The sequence below is a fragment of the Pseudoalteromonas gelatinilytica genome (genome assembly GCF_001641615.1).
GTDB lineage: Bacteria > Pseudomonadota > Gammaproteobacteria > Enterobacterales > Alteromonadaceae > Pseudoalteromonas > Pseudoalteromonas gelatinilytica.
The window spans coordinates 66,794-90,955 of record NZ_LRRU01000007.1; the positions used below are offsets into that span (position 1 = coordinate 66,794).

At 42.5% G+C, this 24,162-nt stretch carries 18 protein-coding genes; 10 read left to right on the forward strand and 8 right to left on the reverse strand.

Annotation, left to right across the window (positions count from 1 at the left end):
- Nucleotides 1-489: 489 nt before the first annotated feature.
- From NH153_RS03090 to NH153_RS03100, 3 genes are all read right to left on the reverse strand, one after another.
- Entirely contained in the window at nt 490-987 is a 498-nt protein-coding gene (locus tag NH153_RS03090; protein WP_234003555.1) for a type IV pilus assembly protein FimV, read from the reverse strand.
- A 52-nt stretch (nt 988-1,039) separates the two neighbouring features.
- A complete protein-coding gene (locus tag NH153_RS03095; RefSeq protein ID WP_063700847.1) occupies nt 1,040-4,459 on the reverse strand; it encodes a LamG-like jellyroll fold domain-containing protein in 3,420 nt (1,139 codons plus the stop codon).
- Nucleotides 4,460-4,813: 354 nt separating this feature from the next.
- Nucleotides 4,814-5,776 (reverse strand): glycoside hydrolase family 43 protein, encoded by a 963-nt coding sequence (locus NH153_RS03100; RefSeq protein ID WP_063700849.1) that lies wholly within the window; start codon nt 5,774-5,776, stop codon nt 4,814-4,816.
- Between the two features lie 599 nt (nt 5,777-6,375).
- Here NH153_RS03100 and NH153_RS03105 point away from each other — a divergent pair.
- The 4 genes from NH153_RS03105 (at nt 6,376) to NH153_RS03125 (ending at nt 13,757) form a co-directional block, all read left to right on the forward strand.
- Nucleotides 6,376-9,192 (forward strand): TonB-dependent receptor, encoded by a 2,817-nt coding sequence (locus NH153_RS03105; RefSeq protein WP_063700851.1) that lies wholly within the window; start codon nt 6,376-6,378, stop codon nt 9,190-9,192.
- Nucleotides 9,193-9,464: 272 nt separating this feature from the next.
- A complete protein-coding gene (locus tag NH153_RS03115; protein WP_063700855.1) occupies nt 9,465-10,802 on the forward strand; it encodes an MFS transporter in 1,338 nt (445 codons plus the stop codon).
- A 74-nt stretch (nt 10,803-10,876) separates the two neighbouring features.
- Nucleotides 10,877-13,321: a glycoside hydrolase family 127 protein gene (locus NH153_RS03120; RefSeq protein ID WP_063700857.1), complete on the forward strand. Its 2,445-nt coding sequence runs from the start codon at nt 10,877-10,879 to the stop codon at nt 13,319-13,321.
- Nucleotides 13,322-13,331: 10 nt separating this feature from the next.
- Nucleotides 13,332-13,757 carry an FKBP-type peptidyl-prolyl cis-trans isomerase gene (locus NH153_RS03125; RefSeq protein WP_063700859.1) on the forward strand — a complete coding sequence of 142 codons (426 nt, stop codon included), beginning with the start codon at nt 13,332-13,334 and terminating at the stop codon, nt 13,755-13,757.
- An 82-nt stretch (nt 13,758-13,839) separates the two neighbouring features.
- Here NH153_RS03125 and NH153_RS03130 read toward each other — a convergent pair whose 3' ends face one another.
- Nucleotides 13,840-14,814 carry an arabinan endo-1,5-alpha-L-arabinosidase gene (locus NH153_RS03130; protein ID WP_240494348.1) on the reverse strand — a complete coding sequence of 325 codons (975 nt, stop codon included), beginning with the start codon at nt 14,812-14,814 and terminating at the stop codon, nt 13,840-13,842.
- Nucleotides 14,815-14,947: 133 nt separating this feature from the next.
- On the opposite strand from NH153_RS03130, the gene NH153_RS03135 reads away from it, so the two are divergent.
- Entirely contained in the window at nt 14,948-15,976 is a 1,029-nt protein-coding gene (locus NH153_RS03135) for a glycoside hydrolase family 43 protein (RefSeq protein WP_063700862.1), read from the forward strand.
- Between the two features lie 42 nt (nt 15,977-16,018).
- Here NH153_RS03135 and NH153_RS03140 read toward each other — a convergent pair whose 3' ends face one another.
- Nucleotides 16,019-17,647 carry a sodium:solute symporter gene (locus tag NH153_RS03140; RefSeq protein WP_063700864.1) on the reverse strand — a complete coding sequence of 543 codons (1,629 nt, stop codon included), beginning with the start codon at nt 17,645-17,647 and terminating at the stop codon, nt 16,019-16,021.
- Between the two features lie 261 nt (nt 17,648-17,908).
- Here NH153_RS03140 and NH153_RS03145 point away from each other — a divergent pair, with 261 nt between their 5' ends.
- From NH153_RS03145 to NH153_RS03160, 4 genes are all read left to right on the forward strand, one after another.
- Nucleotides 17,909-18,631, forward strand: a complete 723-nt coding sequence (locus tag NH153_RS03145; protein ID WP_063700866.1) for a FadR/GntR family transcriptional regulator — start codon at nt 17,909-17,911, stop codon at nt 18,629-18,631.
- A gap of 45 nt (nt 18,632-18,676) precedes the next feature.
- Entirely contained in the window at nt 18,677-19,456 is a 780-nt protein-coding gene (locus NH153_RS03150) for an SDR family NAD(P)-dependent oxidoreductase (RefSeq protein WP_063700869.1), read from the forward strand.
- Between the two features lie 128 nt (nt 19,457-19,584).
- On the forward strand, nt 19,585-20,292 hold the full coding sequence (locus NH153_RS03155) for a sulfite exporter TauE/SafE family protein (protein ID WP_063700871.1): 708 nt from the start codon (nt 19,585-19,587) through the stop codon (nt 20,290-20,292).
- A gap of 27 nt (nt 20,293-20,319) precedes the next feature.
- Nucleotides 20,320-21,204: an SMP-30/gluconolactonase/LRE family protein gene (locus tag NH153_RS03160; protein WP_233999109.1), complete on the forward strand. Its 885-nt coding sequence runs from the start codon at nt 20,320-20,322 to the stop codon at nt 21,202-21,204.
- Here the strand turns inward: NH153_RS03160 and NH153_RS03165 are convergent.
- Genes NH153_RS03165 through NH153_RS03175 form a run of 3 tightly spaced genes read right to left on the reverse strand, consistent with a single transcriptional unit; the run spans nt 21,199 to nt 23,493 of the window.
- Nucleotides 21,199-22,086, reverse strand: coding sequence for a LysR family transcriptional regulator (locus tag NH153_RS03165; protein ID WP_063700873.1), 888 nt, complete (start codon nt 22,084-22,086; stop codon nt 21,199-21,201). The two genes, NH153_RS03160 and NH153_RS03165, sit on opposite strands and share 6 nt — an antisense overlap.
- A 54-nt stretch (nt 22,087-22,140) precedes the next feature.
- Nucleotides 22,141-23,007, reverse strand: a complete 867-nt coding sequence (locus NH153_RS03170) for a pirin family protein (protein ID WP_063700876.1) — start codon at nt 23,005-23,007, stop codon at nt 22,141-22,143.
- 60 nt (nt 23,008-23,067) lie between these two features.
- Nucleotides 23,068-23,493, reverse strand: coding sequence for a DoxX family protein (locus NH153_RS03175; protein WP_063700878.1), 426 nt, complete (start codon nt 23,491-23,493; stop codon nt 23,068-23,070).
- Nucleotides 23,494-23,621: 128 nt separating this feature from the next.
- Between NH153_RS03175 and NH153_RS03180 the strand changes: the two genes are divergently transcribed.
- Nucleotides 23,622-24,158 carry a hypothetical protein gene (locus NH153_RS03180; RefSeq protein ID WP_063700881.1) on the forward strand — a complete coding sequence of 179 codons (537 nt, stop codon included), beginning with the start codon at nt 23,622-23,624 and terminating at the stop codon, nt 24,156-24,158.
- Nucleotides 24,159-24,162 lie beyond the last annotated feature (4 nt).

Genomic DNA, 24,162 nt, shown 5'->3' on the forward strand with positions numbered 1-24,162 from the left:
AATTCATAATACGAATGAGTTGGTTAATTTCTATACTAAAAAAGTGCTAGGAAAGGCTTTTTAGTGGGATTTAAGTGTTGTTTTTTATTTGAACGGTCTTTGTCATTGAGTTCGTAAAGTGGCTATGTAGGTTAGGTCGTTAATTTTATGCTGTTGATTTATTGAACAAAACAAGTTGTTTTAACAGCTACTAAATGTAACGACAATGACCCTAAATAACACCTATTTTTACTGCTAAGGAAGTTTCGTATTTGCGTGCTCGATATTTCAGAGCCCGCATACTCACTGGGTTTTGACCCTTTTTTGGGTTTTTTGAGAAAAGTTAGCGAGGGTAAAGTTGCAAGAGTAAAGTGAGCATGAGAGGGAGTTAGCGAGGGTAAAGTTGCAAGAGTAAAGTGAGCATGAAAGGGAGTTAGCGAGATGAAAGCGACAAGAGTAAAGCTTGAGACTTAAAGCTTATAGCTCAAAACTTACAGCTTAAAGCTTCTATCACACCAGCACGCTCATTAGCACTCCAGGGTCGCTAATACCTGCTTCTTTTAGCGCATCGCTAATTGATTGGCTAAGAGACATTATTTGCGTTTGGATTTCCATCACCATCTTGGTCTGTGTTTCAACTTGCACTTTTACAGCTTCATCTTCTTGGTTTTTGAGCGCTTGCAGTTTGGCTAATTGCTCTTTGGCGAGTTCGAGTTGTTCTTTGAGCTTTTCAAGTTGCTCAACCATTTTGCGAATATGCGCGGGGAGTTCGCTAGATACTTCTTCTTTTTGAGCGGGCTCTACTTCACGACCAGAGAGTTTATTCATCTCTTGGCTGCTAAGTTTGTAGCCTACTTTTGAGTGGGTATGACTGCTTGCTGTGCTTGCGTTTGAGATAGTTAGCGCACTTGCTAATGAGTTAATAGCCATAATAAGAGCGATGAAAGTGAATGATATGTATGTATCGGCAAAAGGTACTAAAGCTTTAGAAAAAAGCCGGGTTTTCACCCGGCTTTTCCAGACAACAAATAGTTGAGGTGAGGCAGCTCACCTCACTTTGTTACTCTTGTGCAGCAGCTGCATCAAAGAGTGCTTTTATTTCTTCAGCGCTAATCGCACCGTTGAAAATTTTCAGTTCATCGATAGCACCGTGGTATGGCGTATCCCAGTAGTTAACACCTAGAGCAAACTCATTTGTTTCACCAGGAACCGTGAATACACGTGGGAAGCCATCGGTTTCTAGCTGTAGTTCACCGTTAACGTACATCTTCAGCACATCACCGTTTGTACCATCAACAGTGAAAGCAACATGTGTCCACTCTTTTGCAGGAATACGGCTATCTAGTTCTGCATTATCGAAGAAGGCACCGTTATTTGCCCATAAACGCGTTAGCGCTGAGCCTGCCATCGATGGTACATAACTTAACCATGCGTTTGCACTTGCACCGGCAAAGAACGTTGTTGTGTAATCTGTGAAGCTTTCTGGTTTAAGCCACATAGATACAGAGTAGTCATTAGTCGTGATTAGGTTATCCGGTAAACGAACACCTGAACCTTCTAGGAATACTGCTTGACCAATTACACCGTCAACATAGCTTACGCTACCGCCAGTATTATTGATGAAACCACCCGTTGATTTACCCGCCGCGTATGCGCCGTTTAATGCAGTTAGGTCACCTTCAAAGCTGTATTCAGCAGGTGCAAGTGATTTTAAGGTTACATCGAATGACTTAGTATCAGTAAAGTCTTTGTACTTAATGGTTGCAGTTAATGTTACAACTTGGTCGCCAGCAGACGCACTTGGTTGTGTCACAACAGCCGTGCCGTTAACTGGTTTTAAGTACTCTTCGTTGTTTGACGTCCAGCTAATACCAGATACAAATGGACCTACTCGTGGTAATTCAAAGCTATCACGTACTGCAGAAACATCACCTAAATCAAGCGCATCTGTAATGAAGTCTTCGAATTTAGTCGGATCTGTCAGGTTATTGATAGCCGCACCATTGATATCTAAGCCGTTTAGCGCATAGTCATAGACGATAAATTCATCAATTTGACCTTGGAAAGGTAAGTCCCAACCGTAGTTCACACCCAGCGCAAAGTTACCTGCTTGTGTGCTAAAGAAATCAGGACGTGGCATCGTACCTGAGCGTACACCATCACGATAAAGTGTCGCTGTGCCATTAGCATAAGTGATGGCAATATGATTCCAATCCATTACCGCTGGTGAGTCAGAGATGATTTGGTTCCACATATCTGTGCCATCATCAGCTAAGTAACGACTCCAAAGCATTGGTGTTGTTGTAAAGTGGGTACTACCTGGGATCAAGCTCATCCAACGTGCATCAGAGGTTGCCGCGAAGAATGTAGGCGTGAAGTTAGTCAGTACAGTTGGCTTAAACCAGTATGAAATAGTGTACTCATCGCCAGTAACAAGATCATCAGGTAAACGAACACCCGTTGCACCATCAAAGTTAAATGCTTTACCTGTTTGACCTTCAGCGTAGGCTGCTGTACCAGCACCCACATTTAGCATGCTGTTGTCTGTTACACCCGCATCATCAAGGTTTCCTAAGCCATCACTGAGTGAATCTTCAAATGCATAGTGTGCAATCGCATTTTTAAACTCAGGGCGCGCTTCAATATTTACATTGAATGTTTTGGTTGTGCTTTCACCGTTTAATGAAATATTAGCCGTTAACGTAACTGCTTTATCACCGCGATCTGGCGTTGGAATAAATACCGAACCTTCACTGGTGATGTAGTACTCATCACTACTTTCCCAGTTAATTGCAGCACCGTCTTTACCTTTTGTTGGTAATGAGTAGCCTTCGTCTGCAATTGATAATTCAGTTTTAATATCTAGCGCTTCTTGAACAGTACCTAGTACGTTAGCTGTATCTGTGATTTCATCACGTTTACTTGCCCAAATGGTTGCACCTTCGCTTGATGTTGCAGATACAGTGACCGCCATCGCTTTAGTTGCATCATCCCATTGCCATTTAGCCACACCAAAGTACGTACCAGAATCTAACTCAAGCTTAATATTTGAGTCATCAATCATGTACCAGATACCTGGATCATCACCGGTTACTGAGTGATCTTCGTTTAAAGCAATATGCATTGAACGAATAGCATCTGTATTTACATCGTTACCATGGTTGATAAATTTGTAATAACCATAAAGTTCATCTGCCACAACCATGTTGTCGCCTTCAAGCGGCACATAGCGCTGCGGTGAAGCCATAGGCCAACCTAATGAGTTAATGAACATTTCATGTACGCGAACTTGGTGCGCTTCTGAAATGGTTGGGAACTCAGTCGATGTTTGCGGGAAACGCGTATGCGTTACTAAAATATGGCGACCTGTCGCTTCATCGTAGTAAGCAGAGTTATGACCTGGTGATTGGTAGCCCCATGCTGGTGCTGTTTCGCCAAGCTCTTGTGTATACTCAAAGCCGCCCATTAGTTTTTCACCAACTTCTAAGCCACCTAATGTTGAAATATCGTTACCTGCGTTATCTAGGTAAGGACCATCTGGTGTTTTAGAACGAGCAACACGAATGTTGTAACCATCATTTAGCGCAAAACCAGCTACTGAGTAGAATAAGTAGTAGTATTCACTTTCTGGGCTGTACATAACAAATGCACCTTCCATTGCACGGAAGTCGCCGCCTACTAGCTTTTTACCATAGCCTTGACCAGCTTCAGGCATACCCGTTTCTTCGTCCATTGCTAGTACGAAAATACCGCCAGAGTATGAACCGTAAACCATCCAAAGTTTACCGTCAGCATCATAGAATGCCGCTGGATCGATTACGTTAGGATCAACGGCACCATTCCATGTCGTTTGGCCGTTATCAAGTGGGTAAGCTGTAAATTCAGCTTCTGAGCGATAACCACTGCGTAAGAAAATACCTTTGTTTTTGTATGGGCCTTCAATATTGTCAGCTTCAGCTAAACCAAGGTAAGAGCGGTTCCAGCACACTTCATCAACCACATCTGCGGTATCTGGGTTATCTTGTGCACAGTGGTTATAGTAAAACCAAAATTTGCCATTTGGCGCTTTGATTACATCGGCCGCCCAGTTTCCTGTAAAACCATCTGTCCATTCAATACCTTCGGCAATTTCACCTGTGTAGTTGTAATCGAATAATGGGCTTTCATTAACGGCTGCGTTAGCTGAAAGGCTCGAAATCATTTCCCAGTTCAAGAGATCAGTTGATTTAGCGGCAGCAAGGTGTGAACCAAAAATATAATAAGTGTCGTCAACTTTAACGACAGAAGGGTCGTGCACGCTTACATTGGTAACCATTACGCTACCAGATTCAGTGTATTCAACACTGCTGCTTACTGTCGGTTTTGCACTTTGCGGGTCGGCAACCGCTGGTGCTGTGTCAAGCTTAGTACCATCTTCTTTGCCACAACCTGTAACAGCCAAAGAGCAGGCTATGACCATGGCTAATTTATTTAATTTCATTTTATGTGTCCTCTTGAAACTGGGATTCATTTTTTTATTCGATTGTTGTCAATAAAATTGCCGCGTGCCTATATCAAACTAATAAGAACGTAGTATTGTAATTTTATAGTACGATTTAAAATGTGCAAATACTTTTGCAAAGGTAATTGATATGTAAACATGAAGTATCAGTGTTTACAATATGTACAGCGTGATTTTAATTTTTTCAAGTTGCCATTTTTGGCGTTTTTTTCGCTGTTTTTGCGCTATTAGGGAAGTTTTTTACTTATCTTAAAGTGAGGATTTTCTGTTAAATTTGATTATTTGTATTACATTTGAGCATTAAAAAGGGCTCTTAAAGAGCCCTTTTTGATATTACTTGTCTTGTTTACTTAGACCTTCAGTGGTCATGATAATACGTTTAAGTGTGCCATCTTCGTTGTAGTAAAGTGGCTCAATCGCCACTGAACGACGAAAACGCCCGCCACTTGGTTTGCCATCAATCGGTGGTACAGCACCAGTATGGTAAATAAAGTAGTCTTTACCTTTGTATTCGATGATTGATTGGTGGTTGGTTTCGCTGTTACCTGCGATCTCATTCAAGATACCTTTATATTCCCACGGTCCGTGAATACTTTTACTCATGGCATAACAGATCTTCTCAGGGAACTCACATGCGTACGAAACATAGTAGTTGTCGTTTTTCTTATGAACCCATAACGCTTCGGTAAAGTTAGGCAAGTCTAGCGTTTTAATTTCACCATCAAGAGACAGTAAGTCGTCGCTTAGCTTTACGTATTTTGGCATTAAGTTACCAAAGAACATGTAAGTATCGCCGTTTTCTTCAGTAAAAATTGCAGGGTCGATGTCGTCCCAATCATTTGGCGTGTGCTTGGTCATATCATCGGTAACCAATGCATGGCCAATCGCGTCTTTAAATGGACCTGTTGGTGATTTAGACGTCGCAACACCAATTGCAAAACCTGGTTTTGTGTCGTCGTGGCGAACGGTTGTAAAGAAATAGAAAGTGCCATCACGCTCAATCATGTGTGAAGCCCATGCTTCGCCTTTAGCCCATTTAAAGTCGGTTGCTTTCATGATTGGGCCGTGTTTTTTCCAGTTCACCATGTCTGTTGATGAAAAGACTAACCAGTCGTGCATTTCAAAAAACACATCATTATTAGGTGCTTCATCATGACCTGTATAAAGGTATACGGTGTCATTGTGAACAAGTGCTGCTGGGTCTGCAGTAAATACATCGGTGAATAATGGGTTTTGTGCAACGGCTAAGCTGCTCGAAAAAAGCAATGGCAGCGCTAACGCTTTTAATTTCTTCATGAGTGTCCTCTGTGACTAATAATTGTTGTTCAAACTGCAGCTTTTGTATTTAGAGCTCGCTCTAAATGACCAGATAATACACAGTGTATGCCTGATTATACTGAGTAACTGATTGTTTACATCGAAACAAACCAGTAAAAGTGCAGCAAAAAATAACTCTATATTGTATTATTGTATTTTTATCATAGTAGCATCAAAATACGCCGGGTAAATAACTTGTTAGCCCTTTTTTGTCGCTCTGGATGAACTAAAGACAAATTAAACAAGCAAACAAATAAACGCTAAGTGACTGATAATAATGGGGCTACATAAATTCCCAAAATAAAAACGCAGCCCTTTTTGAGTTTGTAACGTGTTATAATTACAACGTTTTTTGTAAACATAATGGCACTAATTTTAATTTGGCTTTTTGAGTTGACTGTTAAATAATCATACAATATTATTAAAGTTCAGGCAGCAATGTATTAACATAATAAAATGTAGATTCACTCGCGCACCGTTTTGACAACACACGATGCACAATGCAGTGGTCACTCTTCGGTAACTGAATGGGGAAAGTTCAGCGGACCGATAAAACTATAATTTGGAGAACACCGCTTATGTTTAAAAGAACACACATAGCCAGTGCTGTAGTTATGGCATTTACCTGTCAATTTGCTTTTGCACAGGAGGAAGCACCAAAAACTCCTGAGAATAACGTCGATGAGATGGAGGTTATTCAAGTATCAGGTATTCGCGGCAGTTTAAACAAAGCGCTAGATGAAAAACGTGCAAGCGTTCAAATCGTGGATGCAATTGTTGCTGAAGATATTGGTAAATTCCCTGATAACAACGTAGTTGAAGCACTACAACGTGTGACAGGTGTACAAACAACAGGCCGTGGTGCTGGTGAAGTAAGTGCGGTTTCAATCCGTGGTCTTACTGATGTTAATACCACAGTTAATGGCCGCGCTATCTTTACAGGTGCGGGTCGTGATGTGGCGCTGCAAGACATTCCTGCAAGTTTACTTTCAGGCGTAACAGTTTATAAAACCCGTTCGGCGGATCAAATCGAACGTGGTATCGCAGGTGCGATTGATATTAAAACTCACCGTCCTTTCAACTTCGAAGGTGAAAAAGTTGTTTTAGCGGCACGTGCGATTTACTCAGATCAACCAGATGAAGTTGATCCAAATATCAGTGCGTTACTTTCTAACCGTTGGGAAATCGACGGTGCTGGTGAGTTTGGTGCACTTTTCAATATTTCTTATGCTGAAACACATTACCGCGATGACACCATTACAGCGGGTGCAGCGTTCCCATTTTTTACTGATAAACCACAGTACAACTACTCACCGTACTCACGTGTACCAAATGAATTTTGGACTCAAGGTACTGAGTTAGGTCTACCGACTGCGGCAGGTTCTACTTTAGACGTAAATGGTGAGCCAACTGAATACCTACTTGCACGCGATGCTATTTTTGGTACTTCATTCACTGGTCTTCGTAAGCGTCCAGCTGCGTCTGTCTCTTTACAGTGGGCACCTAATGAAACACTCGAAATCACAGCTGAAGGTTTCTACACAGGTTACGAAAACGAATCGCAAAACGCGATGTGGTTCTCAAATACGTTTGAAAACGGTAACGGCTTCATTGAAACACCAACGGTGTTTGATGGCACTAACGTTATTAAGGAAAAGCAAGCGATTGGCGCTGGCGGCTTCCAAAGTGGTGACTACTCATACGGTAAAACAGATAGCTACTTATATGCATTAGGTGCAGAGTGGCAAGCAAGCGATTACCTAACCATTAATACAGAAGTTGTTTACCAAGACAGTGAGTACGAAACAGATTTCTTCGCAATGCGATTTGACCGCACTGCATATGGTTTAGATGTAGACTTTAACGATAAAGACGGCGTACCAGGTATCGCGTTTTGGGATAACCCAAATACAGCGGTAAACGAAGCAGATATGGCTGCTATCGAAAACTGGAATGCAGGTACAATTTATGACAATGGCGGCGGTAACGCAGGTGACGCATTAACTTTCACGTTTGATGCTGAATACCTAATTGGCGGAGCTATCTTCGATAAAGTGAAGTTTGGTGGTCGTTACGAAAAACGTACTGCGCAAGAATACACCCGTGGTCAAGATGCAGGTATTGCTAACACCTCTGTAGCAAGCTTAATTGAACAGCTAGCAGCGGCGGGTGCATCTGGCGATGGTACTGGCATTGTGTTCCAAGTTGATGATTATTTCGATGGCCGTGCTGATGTATTCAACAGCTTTGTAACTGCAGACGGTGGTTACATGCTAGATAATGGCGATGCGGTTCGTAGCGTATACGGCATTGAAGCTGAAGACGTTTACAAAACATTTGATATCGAAGAAAACTCATACGCGCTATATGCAACAACTAATTTCTTCTTAACAGAAGATATCAGCGGTGAGTTTGGTTTACGTTATGTAAGCTACGAGCAAGACATGGACTTTGTTGCTGAGTCTGGCGGCATGAACTCAAATGTATTTGAAGAAAGCTCAGCAAGTGCTGATAGCAGCGCATTACTTCCAAGTTTTGTGCTTAACTGGAATATCACTGATGATGTAGTGGGTCGTGTTGCGTACACAGAAACATTACGTATGCCTAACTTTGCTGACTTAAACGCACTGCAATACTGGTATGATCCTTTAACAGAAGGTGCTACCTACGGTACAGGTAATGGTGGTAACCCAGATCTTAAACCAACAGAATCAAAGAACTACGACGTATCACTTGAATGGTATTTCGCAGATACAAGCTCACTTTACGCAGCTTACTTTAAGCGTGAAATTGAAGGCTTAGTTGTTGCGGGTCGTAAGCAAGTTGTGCGCGAAGGCGATGATGGCGTAACACGTCCATATGTATTAAGTGCACCTGTGAATGCTTCAAACGGTGAACTATCTGGTTTAGAAGTTGGTTTAGTTTACTTCCCAGAAAACTTACCAGAGTACTTAAACGGTTTTGGTGTGCAAGCAAGCTACACCATGCTTGATTCATCACAAGATACACCTGAATTCGATGAGACGGGTGAAATCTCTGGTTATGTTGATTCACAAATGGCCGGTGTTTCTGATGAATCATACAGTATCGTAGGTATCTACGAGCGTGATTCATTCGACATGCGTTTATCTTATGTGTGGCGTTCTGAGTTCTACACAGGTAACGAAGCGGCAATCTTTGCTAACCCGATCCAATTCTGGAGTCGTCCTGAGCAAAGTTTAGATTTCCAATTTAGCTACAATGTGAATGATGACTTAGTGGTTACTTTTGATGCAACGAACATCCTAGATGACGTATATCAAAACTACTATGGTGAAGGTAACGACAACCTATTTAACTTTGGTAACGGTATCTACTCACGCACATTCGCACTTGGTGCACGTTATTCTTTCTAAATTTCTTGAATAGACCCAAAAACCCCGGCTTTGCTGGGGTTTTTTATTGCTGGCGCGATACTTTGCCATCGGTCGAAAAGAGTTGCGATTTAATAAGTATGATAATACTATTAATTAGATTAGCATTAAATTTACAAAAATAACGAACGCAATGGCCAAGCTGTGTAATATCTAGGGCTGTAAATTTATTTGATACGCAGTGTTGAAGGCTTTTCGACATTGCTTGAAATAGTGAGCGGCGGCTCATTATTGACCAATTAGGGTGTTGTTGTATGGAATCTCAAAAGTTATCCGTTGTAGAAAAGGTCGGCTTTGGTGCCGGTGACATGGCAGTGAATGTCATGGTTGCAGCGTTATTCTATTTTATGTCTTTCTTTTACACCGATATCTACGGACTTGATCCGGTTGATATGGGTGTGTTGTTCTTAGTGGCGCGTTTTGTTGATGCCTTTACCGACCCTTTAATGGGGGTGATCACCGATAAAGTGAAAACCCGTTGGGGTCAGTTCCGTCACTGGTTCTTATTTTTATCTGTACCGTATGGTTTGTCGGTCGTTCTGCTCTTTACCACGCCAGATTTCGACTACAACATGAAGTTAGCTTGGGCTTATGCGACTTACCTATTCGCGACCTTGATGTTTACTGGTGTTGCTATTCCTTATATTTCTTATATCGGCGTATTAACTGCCGATCCTAAAGAGCGTTTGTCAGCTAATGGCTACCGTATGTTCTTCGCTAAAATTGCCAATGTGGTGATTGTATTCTCGGTGCCGTTATTAGCATCTTACTGGGGTGGCGATAGTTTATCTTACGGTTATAAACTGGCGATGGCGCTGGTATCAGCCTGTGCCGTTGCGTTGTTCTTATTTTGCTTCTTAACGACTCGAGAGCGTATTACTCACGAGCCGCAAAAAGAAAGTGTTATTACGCAATTAAAAGTGCTTATTAAAAACGACCAATGGTTACTACTGTGTGCAGCATGTGTACTTGGTACGCTTGGCTATGCGATTCGTGGCAGTGTTGCTATGTATTACGCAACCTATTATTTAGGTGTGCCAGATTTAGCGGGTGCCTTTACCAGTGCAGGTATTGCAGCATCTATTGTCTCTATGGTGGCAAGTACGTGGATCACCCAGCGTTACTGTAAAATGAAGTTATTCCGTCAATCACAAATCGCCGTGCTATTCATCTCATTGCTAATGTACTTTGTGGTGCAACCGGGTGATGTAATGATGGCGTTTGTGCTTTATATCATCTTGTCATTTGTGGTTGATTTACATGCACCAGTATTCTGGTCTGCTATTGCTGAAGCTGTAGATTACGGTGAAATAAAAGACGGCGTTCGTGCCTCGGGTCTATCGTTTGGTGGCATTTCATTCTGCCAAAAAGCAGGGGGTGGCTTAGCTGGCTTAGCAGGTGGTTTATTACTGGCATTTTTTGAGTACAAGCCTAACGTTGAGCAAACCGAATTTACCCTAATGGGCTTAGCACTGATGCTAACCATCATTCCTGGTGTATTCCACGCCTTGCTAGGTCTGATCTTGAAAAAATACAAAATTACCGATGAGTACTATACGGATATGGTTATTCATAAACGCCTACCAAAATAACCACTCTTTACGCACACACTAAACAGTGTGTGCGCTTTGCTCTTTAAAATAACAATTCGCTGGGAGACAACAGTATGAACACATTCAAAGTTAGCTATTTGGCAAGCGTTTGCGCTGCAATATTAACTGTGACCGGTTGCAGTGAGCTGCCAACAGACAGTAAACAAGCCGCTTCTGTGGAGCATGCTGAACATACCAGCGAACAACATTTATTTGCCCTCAATCAAGTAAGTTTAAGCGCCAGCCCGTTTTTACATGCACAGCAAACGAATGTGCGTTATTTATTAGCACTTCATCCTGATCAGCTGCTTGCTCCTTACCTGCGTGAAGCTGGCCTTGAACCAAAAGCGCCTAATTATGGCAACTGGGAAAGCACAGGACTTGATGGCCATATTGGTGGTCATTATCTTTCTGCCTTGAGTCTTGCGTGGGCAGCTACGGGTGACGAAGAATTAAAGCAGCGTTTAGATTATATGCTGAGTGAGCTGGATCGCGCTCAACAAGCCACAGGTGGTTACTTAGGCGGTATCCCAAATAGCGATGAAATGTGGCAGCAGATTGAAAAGGGTGAAATCAAAGCCGATTTATTCAGCTTAAACGACCGCTGGGTGCCGCTGTATAACATAGATAAAATCTTCCATGGCTTGCGTGATGCATACGACGTAGCTGGTAGTGATAAAGCCAAACAAATGCTATTTAAGCTAGGAGAATGGTTCTTAGCGACCACTGCCAAGCTAACTGATGAACAAGTTCAACAAATGCTGTATTCAGAGCATGGTGGCTTAAATGATGTGTTTGCTGACATGTACTTTATAAGTGATGATGAGCGCTACTTAAAACTAGCCCGCCAGTTCTCTCATAACATCATCATTGAACCCTTATTACACAAAGAAGATAAGTTAACGGGCCTGCATGCCAATACGCAAATTCCAAAAATTATTGGCATGTTGAAAGTTGCAAATGCCAGCGATGACAAAGCATGGCAGCAAGGTGCTGACTTTTTCTGGAAAACCGTCAGCCAAGAGCGCTCAGTATCAATTGGCGGTAACTCAGTACGTGAGCATTTTCATGATAAAAGTGACTTCACGCCTATGGTTGAAGATGTTGAAGGCCCAGAAACCTGCAACACTTACAACATGATGAAACTGAGTAAGTTATTGTTCTTAAAAACCGGTGATACGCGCTATTTAGACTATTATGAGCGCGCCACATATAACCATATTTTATCGTCACAACACCCAGAGCATGGTGGCCTTGTTTACTTTACCTCAATGCGTCCTGGTCATTACCGTATGTATTCGTCAGTGCAAGATTCAATGTGGTGTTGCGTAGGCTCAGGTATTGAAAATCACAGTAAATATGGTGAGCTGATTTATAGCAATACAGGTCAAGAGCTATGGGTAAACTTGTTTATTCCAAGCACGTTAAACTGGCAACAGCAGGGCTTACAGATCACGCAAGAAAGCCAATTCCCAGATGATAACAAGGTCTCACTGACCGTAAATCGTTTGTCTGAGGGGCAAAGTGCTGAGTCGGTAATTCATATTCGTAAACCGTCTTGGCAACAAGGTGAGTTGAGCTTTACTCTAAATGGACAAGCTGTAAGCGCAACCGAAAAAGACGGTTACTACAGCATCAGCCATGCATGGCAAAGCGGTGACAAACTTGCCTTTGAACTTAGTCCTAAGCTTTATACTGAGCAGCTACCTGATGGTCAGCATTATTACTCTGTGATGTATGGGCCTGTTGTAATGGCCACTAAAGTACAAGCATTTGCAAATGAACAGCTTAACTTTGTTGCTGATAATAGCCGCATGGGCCACATCGCCGCAGGGCCGACCTGTCCGCCAGAAGCTCTGCCAATAATGCTGAGTGAACCAGAAAAATTTATTGCCGATCTCACTCGTAAACCGGGCCAAGAGCTCGCATTTATCGCCGATAAAAATGTGGCAATTGCCAAGCAAGGTATTGATAACACTAAGAGCACAGAGCTAATTCCGTTCTTCCGCTTACACGATAGTCGCTATCAAGTGTATTGGCCGCAGCAAAGCGAAGCTGAGTTCACGCAATTTGTTGCCGATGCAAAAGCGGCTGAGCAAGCGAAAGAGCAGCTTCGTTTATTAACCGTGGATCAAATTACGCCGGGTGAGCAACAACCAGAAGTTGAGCATGGCTTTAAAGGTGAAGGAACCCGCGCAGGTGTTAATAATGGCCACCATTGGCGCGATGCAACAGGTTGGTTTGAGTATCAGCTTAGCAACCCAGAACAAAAAGCGGTTGCTTTGCGTGTTCGCTATTTTATTGGCGATGTAGATCGTCATTTCTCAATTAATTTAAATAGTGAGCAATTAGCTGCGGTTAGTTTGCCTGTAGGCAAGCCGACTGATGAGTTCTACACCATTGATTACCCATTAACAGAGGCAATGAAAAAGTCGAAAACACTTACCTTACGTTTTGCTGCCGACAAAGATTCTGTTGCCGGTGGTATCTATGGTATTCGTTTAATCAACGCACAATAAAGAGTTGGCTATGTTAAGCAACAATGTATTTGCGACGACTAAAGAGCATGTTTTACCGTCGCTTTTAGATAACAGCGCTGAGCAACACAGTTTTTACCAAACGCCGACAGGGCTTGGTTATAGAGTGATTGAGCAAGGTCAGGGGGATAAACCTAGTTGGGATGCCACAGTGACTGTACATCAACGGGTTACCCTTAAAAATGGTCGGGTGTTGTTCGACACTCGCAAGCAAGGCGCTGCTGTAGAGTACGAAATTGCAGAGGCGATAGTGGGCTTGCAAGAAGCATTGCAATTAATGAATAAAGGCAGTCGCTTTGAGGTGCTAATACCTGCGCATTTGGCACGCGATGTGTACAGCGTATTTATTGAAGAAAAGCATCAACAAGGCTGCCAAAGCCCCATGCTCGTTGATATTACCTTGGTTGATTTTCGTTAATAATACCAACTTGCTATCTCAAAATAGATCACTTAAGTAAATAAAAAACCTGCAATTTTGCAGGTTTTTTTGGTTTGGATGATTACTTCTTAAGCTTGGTTTTGAGCTTAGTTAGGTCGGCGGGGTTAACAACCGGCCAATCGTTTTTCCAACTCATAGGTAAAATACGTAGCTTTTGCACGCCGTTATCGGCTGTTTCGTAGGCGTGTAATACTAAATAGTCTTTGCCATCAAAGGTGTATGCAGCATTATGGCCAAGGGCTGCCCAATCTTTGTTACCTTCAATAACTAAACTACCACCGCCATCAACCATAGAGCGACCTTGCTGATCTAAGTATGGGCCTTCGATGTTTTTACTGCGGCCTACGCGCACGTTGTAAGTACTCTCAACGCCACGGCAGCATTTATCAAACGAAACAAACAAGTAGTAATAGCCGTTCTTTTTAAAGATATAAGGTGCTTCAATCGGGCCATGTTCCGTATTTGGACGACTCGCAATGTGATGCCATTTTTCAGGTTTTGCTAAGCGCACCATGTCATCATCAAGTTGTACTAGTTTAAGACCACCCCAGAACGAACCAAAGCTCATCCACGGTGTACCATTGTCATCTTCGATAATGGCTGGGTCGATAGCGTTCCAATCGTCACGCTCAGGCACTGATTCAACCACTATGCCGTAGTCAATCCACTTGTAATCAGGTGATGATGGGTCAAGGGTTTCGTTAACCGTTACACCAATTGCTGAGGTATTTTTGCCAAATGCTGAGACTGAGTAATAAAGGTAAAACTTACCATTTTTCTCGTACACATCGGGTGCCCATAAGTGGCCATCAAAACTTGGTGAAATACGCTTTGCCCAACTTGGCTCATCTTTAAAAACGCGCCCGGTAAGTTTCCAGTTGGTTAAATCTTTCGATTCATAATAGGTAATGCCCGGGCCTGTGCTAAAGACATAGTACGTGTCGCCTTCTTTGGTCATTACCGGATCGTGTACTTCAACTTGTTTTGCAGATACGGCTGCGGCAGAAAAAAGTAGCCCTGTTGAAAGCCACTTCATTGCGTGTGTCACCTTACTTACGGGTCTCATGCTTGAATACCTTTTGTTGTTTTAACTCTTGTGTTCATTCAGCTACTATATAATATGTAATACAATATTAACAATAAAATCGAGACGAATTACAGGACACATTATGCTCAAAAAATTATCTCGGCTAACGCTTCTTAGTGCGTTAAGCGCCTCGTCATTGTCAGCCCTCGCTGATGCTAATAGTAGCAAGACTCTTGCACCTATTGATAATCCCATCGTACTTAAGCGTGCTGATCCTTGGTTAGTTCGTGATGAAAAAAGTGGCTGTTACACGTTCATTGGTAGTTCGCCGAAATTTGATGAAATTGAGCTGCGCCAAGCTTGTCGCTTAAACGATTTAAAATTAGCTGAGCCAAAGGTTATTTGGCAAAAGCGAGATAAAGGCCCAATGAGTGTCAATATTTGGGCTCCAGAGCTGCATCAGATTGATGGCAGTTGGTATATCTACTTTGCCGCAGGTGATATCGAAAAACCGTTCAGTATTCGTATGTATGCGCTTAAAAACGACAGTGCTGATCCGATGCAAGGTGAGTGGCAAGAAATGGGTCAAGTAACTAGCCACCTGGATAGTTTTTCGCTTGATGCCACAAGTTTTACGCATAAGGGTAAGCGTTACATGATTTGGGCGCAGCAGAACCAGCCTGCAACTTATAACTCAGCTTTATGGTTAGCTGAAATGGACTCACCAACATCAATTAAAGAACCCATTATCGCGATTACTGAGCCAACTCTTGATTGGGAAGTACAAGGTTACAAGGTAAACGAAGGTGCTGCTGTTATCACTCATGGCGATAAAATATTTGTCACTTATTCAGCCAGCGCTACCGATCATCGATATGCAATGGGCTTACTATGGGCAGATGTGAATGCTGATTTACTTAATCCTGCTAGCTGGCATAAAAAGGCAGAGCCGGTGTTTACTACCAATGCTGAGTTGGGTCGTTTTGGACCTGGACACAACAGTTTTGTGAAAGCTGAAGATGGGGTAACCGATTTAATGATTTATCACAGCCGTGATTATAAAGAGCTGAAAGGAACACCACTGACAGATCCAAATCGCCATGCGCGAGCACGCATTATTACGTGGGATAAAAACGGCTTTCCAGTGTTCTCACCTGAACGAGCAGACTAAAAAAGGGCGCCAATTGGCGCCCTACAACTTGGGAACGAACGATTACCAGAAGCGGTAGTAAATAAAGGCAGTAATACCAATAATACCCGCAGTATGAATGTAGTCCCACTTATCTAAGCCGGCAGCCACTTCTTTCATGGTTGCTTTATCTAGACTTGAGAAAGTAAGACCTTTCAATTGTTCTTCGTCTGCTTGCTTGGTGAAAATACTCACCACAATCATAATGGCGACCACGATGACAAATAGCAGAATACAGTAATACAACCAGTTCATAGTGGTGATCCACGCAAATGATGAACCTGTTAAATCATCTTTAAATGGCAGCAAGACTAAGCGGATCATACCCAGTACAAAACCAGATACTAAGCCCACAAAACCCGCTGTTGGAGTGATGCGTTTACTACATAAACCGAGTAAGAATACCGCAGCAATACCCGGTGCAATAAGAGACTGCACACTTTGCAGATATTCATAAAGCACATCGGCAATTAAGCTCATGACGGGTATCCATAAAAGGCCTAATACAACAATCACGATAGTGGCAATTCGACCTACCTTAAGAAGGTGTTTCTCAGATGATTCAGGTTTGAATTTCTTATAAAAATCAATAGTGAATAAGGTTGCTGATGAGTTAAATAATGATGCTAAAGAACTCATTAGTGCTGCAACTAAACCACCGATTACAATCCCCTTAACGCCTGCTGGCAATAGCTCAGCAACTAAAGTTGGGAAGGCTTGGTCAGCACTTTCATAGCTAATAATACCTTTAACATTCAATGCGTATGCAATCATGCCTGGTACTAAGAAGATAAATACAGGAAGTAATTTTAAGTAACCAGCAAACATGGTACCGCGACGCGCTTCTTTAATGCCTTTTGCGGATAAAACACGTTGTACGATGTATTGGTCTGTACACCAATACCAAAAACCAATAATGAATGAGCCAAAAATAATGCCTGGCCATGGGAATTCAGCATCTGAAGCACTACGAATAAGGTGCATATTGGCCGCATTAATACGCTCAACTTCTTCCCAGCCACCTACTTTATCTAAACCAACAACTAATATGACTAAGGAGCCAATAATGAGCACCGGAGTTTGCAACACGGAGGTCCACATAATGGCTTTCATACCACCAAGTACCGTATAAATACCGGTGATCACCACAAGGCCAATCGCTGAAATCCAGAAGAAGTCGATACCCCAAATGCTCTCAATACCCAAGATTGTTTTAAATGCGATACCGCCGGCATAAACCGTTACCGCAACCTTGGTTAATACATAACTAATCAATGAGATAACAGACAAGAAGGTACGTGATTTAGAGTTAAAGCGGCGCTCTAGGAACTCTGGCATGGTGTAGACTTTACTACTCCAATAGAAAGGCACGAAAATCCAACCGAGTAGTAGAATGATCCACGATTGCATTTCCCAGTGAGCCAGTGCCATACCCGATTGTGCACCTGAACCTGAAAGGCCCACCAAATGTTCCGAGCCAATGTTTGATGCGAAAATAGAGGCACCAATCACTAACCAACTTGCATTACGACCCGCTAAAAAGTAATCAGCGGTGTCTTCTTCTTTTTGTCGCATAGACATCACGACAACGCCTAGTAACAGGACAAAAAATCCTGCTAGCACTGCCCAGTCTAAGGTACTTAGTTCGACCATCGTGTGTTCCACCTAATTTTGAAAGAGAATTTTGCTTTTTTAGTTGTTGAATAAAAATATTATATTATAAATAAGGTAAGTGAAAGAGATTTGTTAAAATAAGGTGACAGTCTGTAGGTAAAGTGGTGACTGTATTGTTTGAAATATAGACACTTGTATTAGGCTGTTTTTTGCTTGTTGTTGATTTTAATCAATTATTTCCAGGATGACGGAATAGCTTTATAGATGTATCATATTACTCAGATCTTTTGAGGAACACACATGGCGCGTTTAGAAAATTTAAACCTATCACAACAAGTTACCAATGAGCTTGGTAAAGCAATTATTGTTGGTGATTATAACACTGAAACGGGGCTACCAACCGAAGCACAACTTTGTGAAGTGTATGGTATTAGCCGCACAGCTGTTCGTGAAGCAGTGAAAATGCTTGCTGCAAAAGGACTGATTTCTTCTCGTCCACGACAAGGTATTCGTGTTGAGTCGGCGGATAACTGGAATTTATACGATACAAGCGTATTAAAATGGTTGTTAGAAAGCAGCCCATCGCTTTACGTACTTAAAGAATTCTTACAAGTGCGCTTGGCGATTGAGCCGCAAGCAGCAGCACTTGCAGCAAGAAAAGGCGACCAAGCAGCCATTGCAGAAATTAAAATGGCACTCGATAAAATGCAAGCGGCAGCAGAAGAGCCAGAAGGCGTAATGCATGAGCCAGACCTTGCCTTCCACACGGCAATTTTACATGCCAGTGGTAACCGTTTTTTCTATCAATTACGTGATTTTATTCGCACCGCATTACACGTAAGTATTCAACATACTACACCTGCTAAGGGTAATAAAAAGGCTATCGCTGAAGAGCACTTTAAAGTGTATAACGCGATTGCGAGCGGCGATCCTGAACGTGCTAAAAACATGATGACGTACATGATTGATGAAGCAATGGCGTTTATTGAAAAAGAAATCGCTGATAAAGAAGCGGCTCAATAAGTATCGCTTCTTGACGTTGTAATTACTTTAAAACAAAAGGTTATCATGCCAAATTCAAACAAGCTAAAAACAGTTTACCCAAGCCTTGCTGGTAAGAGTGTGTTTATTACTGGCGGTGCATCGGGAATTGGTGAAGTAATGGTAACGCGGTTCTGCGAGCAGGGCGCGAAAGTCACCTTTGTTGATATTGCAACCGAGCAAAGCGATGCGTTATGCGCAAAATTAGCGGGTAAATATGAGTTTGACCCACAATTTATCCATTGTGATATTCGTGATGTTGAAGCCTTAAAAGCGGCCATAGAGCAAACGCGTCAGCAACAGGGTGACATTGGTGTGTTAATTAATAATGCAGCCGATGACACCCGCCATGCCGCTGAAAATATGGATGTGAAATATTGGGAAGACAAGTTTGCAGTTAACTTGCGCCCGTGTTTTTTCTCATCGCAAGCTGTGGTTGAACACATGCAGCGTTTAGGCGGTGGTAGCATTATCAATATGGGGTCGGTAAGCTGGCGTATTAAGCAAACAGGCATGCCAGCCTACACAACAGCGAAAGCGGGGATTGAAGGTTTAACCCGTTCATTAGCTGCTTCATATGGTAAAGACAATATTCGTGTAAATTCACTGGTTCCGGGGTGGGTGATGACAGAGCGCCAAATTACTCATTGGCTAACCCCAGAAATGATTGAAGATGTGCGTTTAAGTCAGTGTATTAACGAAACAATTCAACCTGACCATGTGGTAAACGCGGCATTGTTTTTGGCCGCAGATGATAGCTGCATGATGACTGCACAATCACTGATCGTGGATGCCGGTTGGACATAATTTTGCGAAACGATTGCAAAATGACTAACTTGCGATAAAATTTTTTACATAATTCAAATGATACTATAATAATAAAATATGGGTTATATCATCAACAGATCCCATACTTAGGAAGGTGGTAAGAAAGTTTGACCGACTTTGTACTTGTTTATTTAATTCTGATTATTGGCGCTTGCCTGCAAAGTGTTATTGGCTTTGGTTTAGGTATGTTATGCGTGCCTGTACTTTACTGGCTAATGCCAGAGCTGGTGCCTGGGCCAATGATTTTGAATGCGCTGTTTTTAACGTCGGTGTTAATGATTAAACACCGTGGCGCGATAGACATGAAACAGACTGGCATTTCCATTATTGGTGGGGCCGTAGGGGTTATCCTTGCCGCTATGGTGATGTGGTATGTCAATGCTAAGCAGTATCAACTCTTGCTAGGTGTGAGTATTTTGGTAGTGGTGGCATTATCCATCATAGGTATGAAACCGAAAATCTCCACCATTACTAGCTTACTCGCGTCAATGTCGTCGGGTTTTTTAGGCACCACTACTTCTGCTGGTGGCGCGCCAATGGGGCTACTCTATCAAGCTGAAAATAAAGACAAAATTAAAGCAAACCTGAGTGCCTTTTTTGTATTTATAAACCTGTTTGGCATTATTGTATTGATGCTGACAGGCTCTGCCGATATGGCTGATGTGAAGTTGTTCTTTTTCTGCTTACCCGCAATTTTAATTGGCTGGGGCTTGTCGTTTGTGATCAACAATAACCTCAACGAAAAGGCCATTCGCGGCATCATCTTACTGGTTGCTGGTTTATCTGGCCTAGCACTTATTTTCATACACAGATAGAATGAGGATAGTTCAGCTGTTTGTGTAATGAAGCCTATGCTCGATGACACCATTAAAGTAATCATTTCTAGTCAATGCCAATTAGGTGAAGGTGCCTATTTTGCAAAGGCGCATAACTGTTTATTTTGGGTCGATATTTTAGGGCAGCGTTTGTTTCGTTTGCATTGCCAATCAATGCGCGTTAGCCAGTTTACCATGCCAGAACCAATTTGTTGGGTGATGGAAACCGAGCAAGCAGAGTTAGTCGCAGGTTTTGCCAAAGGCGTTTATAAGCTAAATAGCGAAGACTTTAGTCGCGAACTACTTTATGCAATTGATCACGAACCCTCACAAAACCGCTTAAACGATGGCAAAACGTCTCGCCAAGGCTTTGGCTTTTTCGGCTCAATGGACTCTCAAGAGCAAACCAATAGTGGCAAGTTATACCGTTTTGGTCATGGTCAGGCTCCAACAGCAGTTGATCATGACTACACGATTAGCAATGGCCCCGCGGTAAGTAAAAATGGCCAGTTTCTATATTCTACAGACTCAGATAAACAAACAATCTACCGCTTTACTCTGAATGAACATGGCGAGCTTGCTGATAAGCACGAGTTTATTCGCTTTACTGATAATATGGGTTTTCCTGATGGCATGACCGTTGATAGCGAAGATCATCTTTGGGTTGCTGCATGGAATGGTTATGGCGTGTATCGTTTTGCTCCAAACGGTGAGCAGGTGCAGTTTATTCGCTTACCCGCTCCACGTGTTACGAGTGTCGCATTTGTTGGTGAAGAGCTCACGCATCTCGCGGTGACTACAGCGGCAGTAGGGCTAGAAGACTCAGTACTCGCTGATTACCCGCACAGTGGTGGCGTGTTTATTCTTGAGCCGGGCGTTAAAGGTATTGCTGAAACGCCCTTGAAGCTATAGATTTTCCATCACTTGATAACGCAACTCGCCAAGAAATGCGCGTGCTGCCGGGCCCAGTTTGTCACCGTCTTTAAAGAGCAAATGTAATTTAGCGCTGCGACTGCTGTTATGGGTTAAATTAAGAGCTTTCATTTGCCCAGTCGCAAGTTGTTTTTCTATCGCGACTTTTGGTAACCAGGCAAAGCCCAGTCCATTACTGATCATATCAATCGACGTGCGCATATGAGTGACGGTCCAGCGCTGATCGGCACCTAACCAGCCACCATCTTGTTTGTGCTTATTCGCTGAATCGCGAACCACAATTTGGCGATGTGATTTTAAATCTTCGAGGGTGATTTCACGCTCTATCGCATGCAAAGGGTGATCTGGATGGGCGACGGCAATAAACTCGATATCACATAACTCTTCGTGAAAGTTTGCCGCAATTGGAAAGCCAGTAATGGCAATATCAACCTGATCGTTTTCAAGCAGTTCATTGCCCCCCATTAGTACAGACTCATGCAACTCAATACGCAGTTGTGGGTATTGCGATGACGTGTCGTTAAGTACTTTATAAAGCAATTGTTGTGGGAAAATAGCATCAACAGCAATGCGTAACTTACTTTCGATACCTTCACCCAAGGTTTGCCCAATAGCCTCAACCTTAGCGGCTTCATCGAGTAAGTAATTGGCGCGGCGTAGCATCATTTCGCCGGCTTCAGTGAGCACGGTTTTGCGGCCTTGAATGCTGAATAATTTTACATTGAGTGCAGATTCAATTTTACCAACCGCATTATGAATACTCGATTGGCTTTTATGAATGCCTTGTGAGGCCTGGTTAAAGCCTCCAAATTCAACAACAGCACGAAACATGCGCCACTGTTCTAGCGTAATTCTTAGCATGATGTTCCTTTGCTTACTTAACTACCTAATAGTACCCGTAAATGCTGAAAAAGTTTACTTTTTAGCAGTGGGCAACTCAATATACTCAAGCTCATCACCAGGAATGCTTGCAAAGCGCTGTGCTTGCCAATCTTGTTTTGCTTGCTCGATGCGCTCTTTGCTGTAAGCGACAAAATTCCAGTGTAAATACGGGACTTTATTAAATTTACTGCCACCAAGTAAAATAAAGCGGCTGTGCACCAGTGTCGTTATTTCGTGTTCGCTGTCATCAAGTAGCACAAAGTCGCCTTGGGTATAGCGAGTATCACCCACACTAATCTCACCATAAATAACATACACGGCGGTTTCATGATGAGGATGCGGTTTAGTAATATGGCTACCTTGTTCGGCTACCGTATCTACATAAAACATCGGTGAGTAGTTTTTCACCGGGGAGCTTAAACCATAGGCATCACCGACAATGAGTCGCATCAGCACGCCCTTTTCGATTTTCTCAGGCAGCTGATGTTTTTTGATATGCTCAAAGCGTGGGGCTATTTCGGTCATGCTCTCAGGTAAAGCAACCCAGCATTGCAGACCATTAATGTCGTGCTCGCTCGCCCGTACTTCAAGGCTTTCTCTTTCTGAGTGCACTATCCCGCGACCTGCGGTCATCCAGTTTACATCGCCGGGCTCTATTTGCAGGCTATTACCTAGTGAATCGCGATGGTAAATACTGCCAGTAAATAAATAAGTGAGCGTTGACAGGCCAATATGAGGGTGGGGCCTCACATTTATGCCTTCACCGCGAGGAAAGTGATTCGGCCCCATGTGGTCAAAAAAGATAAATGGGCCAACCATTTTTTTGTCAAAATGCGGCAAGATGCGCTTTACATCGAGCCCACCAATATCGTGGCTGGTTGCTGTTAATAACGTTGCCATATTTGCGCCCTCTTAAAAACAAATTCAGCCAACAACCTAGGTTATTGGCTGGGATAAATGTTATGCCTTACTACGTTTTAACACTAGTTGATCTAGGCTGATTTTGCCTGCACCGACACTGGCTAATGCTAAAAAGCCGCCTGCCATTGCAATGTTTTTGTAGAACATCAAAAATTGCATTTGATCATCAAGTTGAAAGTGGAATAACAAAGCACTCACTAGGCTGAAACCAGCAAAGGCGACAGCGGTTAGTTGTGTTAAAAAGCCCAGTAAAATAAATAATCCGCCAACAATTTCAAAGGCAATCACAAACGGCAGTAAGAACTCTGGTAAACCTACTGACGCCATGTACTGTGCTGTTGCATCAAAGAATTCTATTTTGCTAAAGCCGGTTAGTAAAAAGATGGCCGATAAACCAATACGTGCCAATAAAGTGCTAATATTTTGTAAGTGTGGTTGAGCTGAGATTAAAGTAAAAAGTTTCATAGTAGGTATCCTGTTTAGTTAAGCAGTGTGTCTGCGATGGAGTAACTATAGATTCACTTTAAAAGAATTAAAAATTGTGAAATTAGCGTTTATCATTCTTTAAAAAAGAATTTAAAAGGAGGTTGAATATGAAGTTGTTGTTATTAATAGGGTTTTGTTTTTCGGTGGTTACGAGTAGCTTGGTGTTTGCCGAACAAAATTTACCAAATAGTCGTCATTATGCGTTGTTAGCATCAGATATTGCGGTGCAGCAAAGCTGGCAAGTTAAAGACACAATTAAAGGTTATGAGATGCTGGAATATCAAATTAACCTTAATAAAGGCGCTATCTTATCGGTTGATTTTACACCTTCAAACTCTAGCAACTACTTTAATATTTTACCGAAAGGCAACCCAACCGCTTTGTTTGTTGGCCCAGCAAAAGGTGATCATGCTGAGCTTACAATTCCTGATAATGGCGATTATGTGATTCGGGTATTTTTGATGCGCAATGCCGCGCGCCGTGATGAGCAAAGTGAATTTACTGCCGATATTAGCGTCGTAAAAAGTACATTAAAAGGCATGCACCCAAGCTGGGATGTCGATGGTGATGGGATTAATGATTGCGAGAAAGACGGTAGCTGCGATCATACGGTTGACTACAGCCTTCCTCGAAAGTCGAATTAGGCCT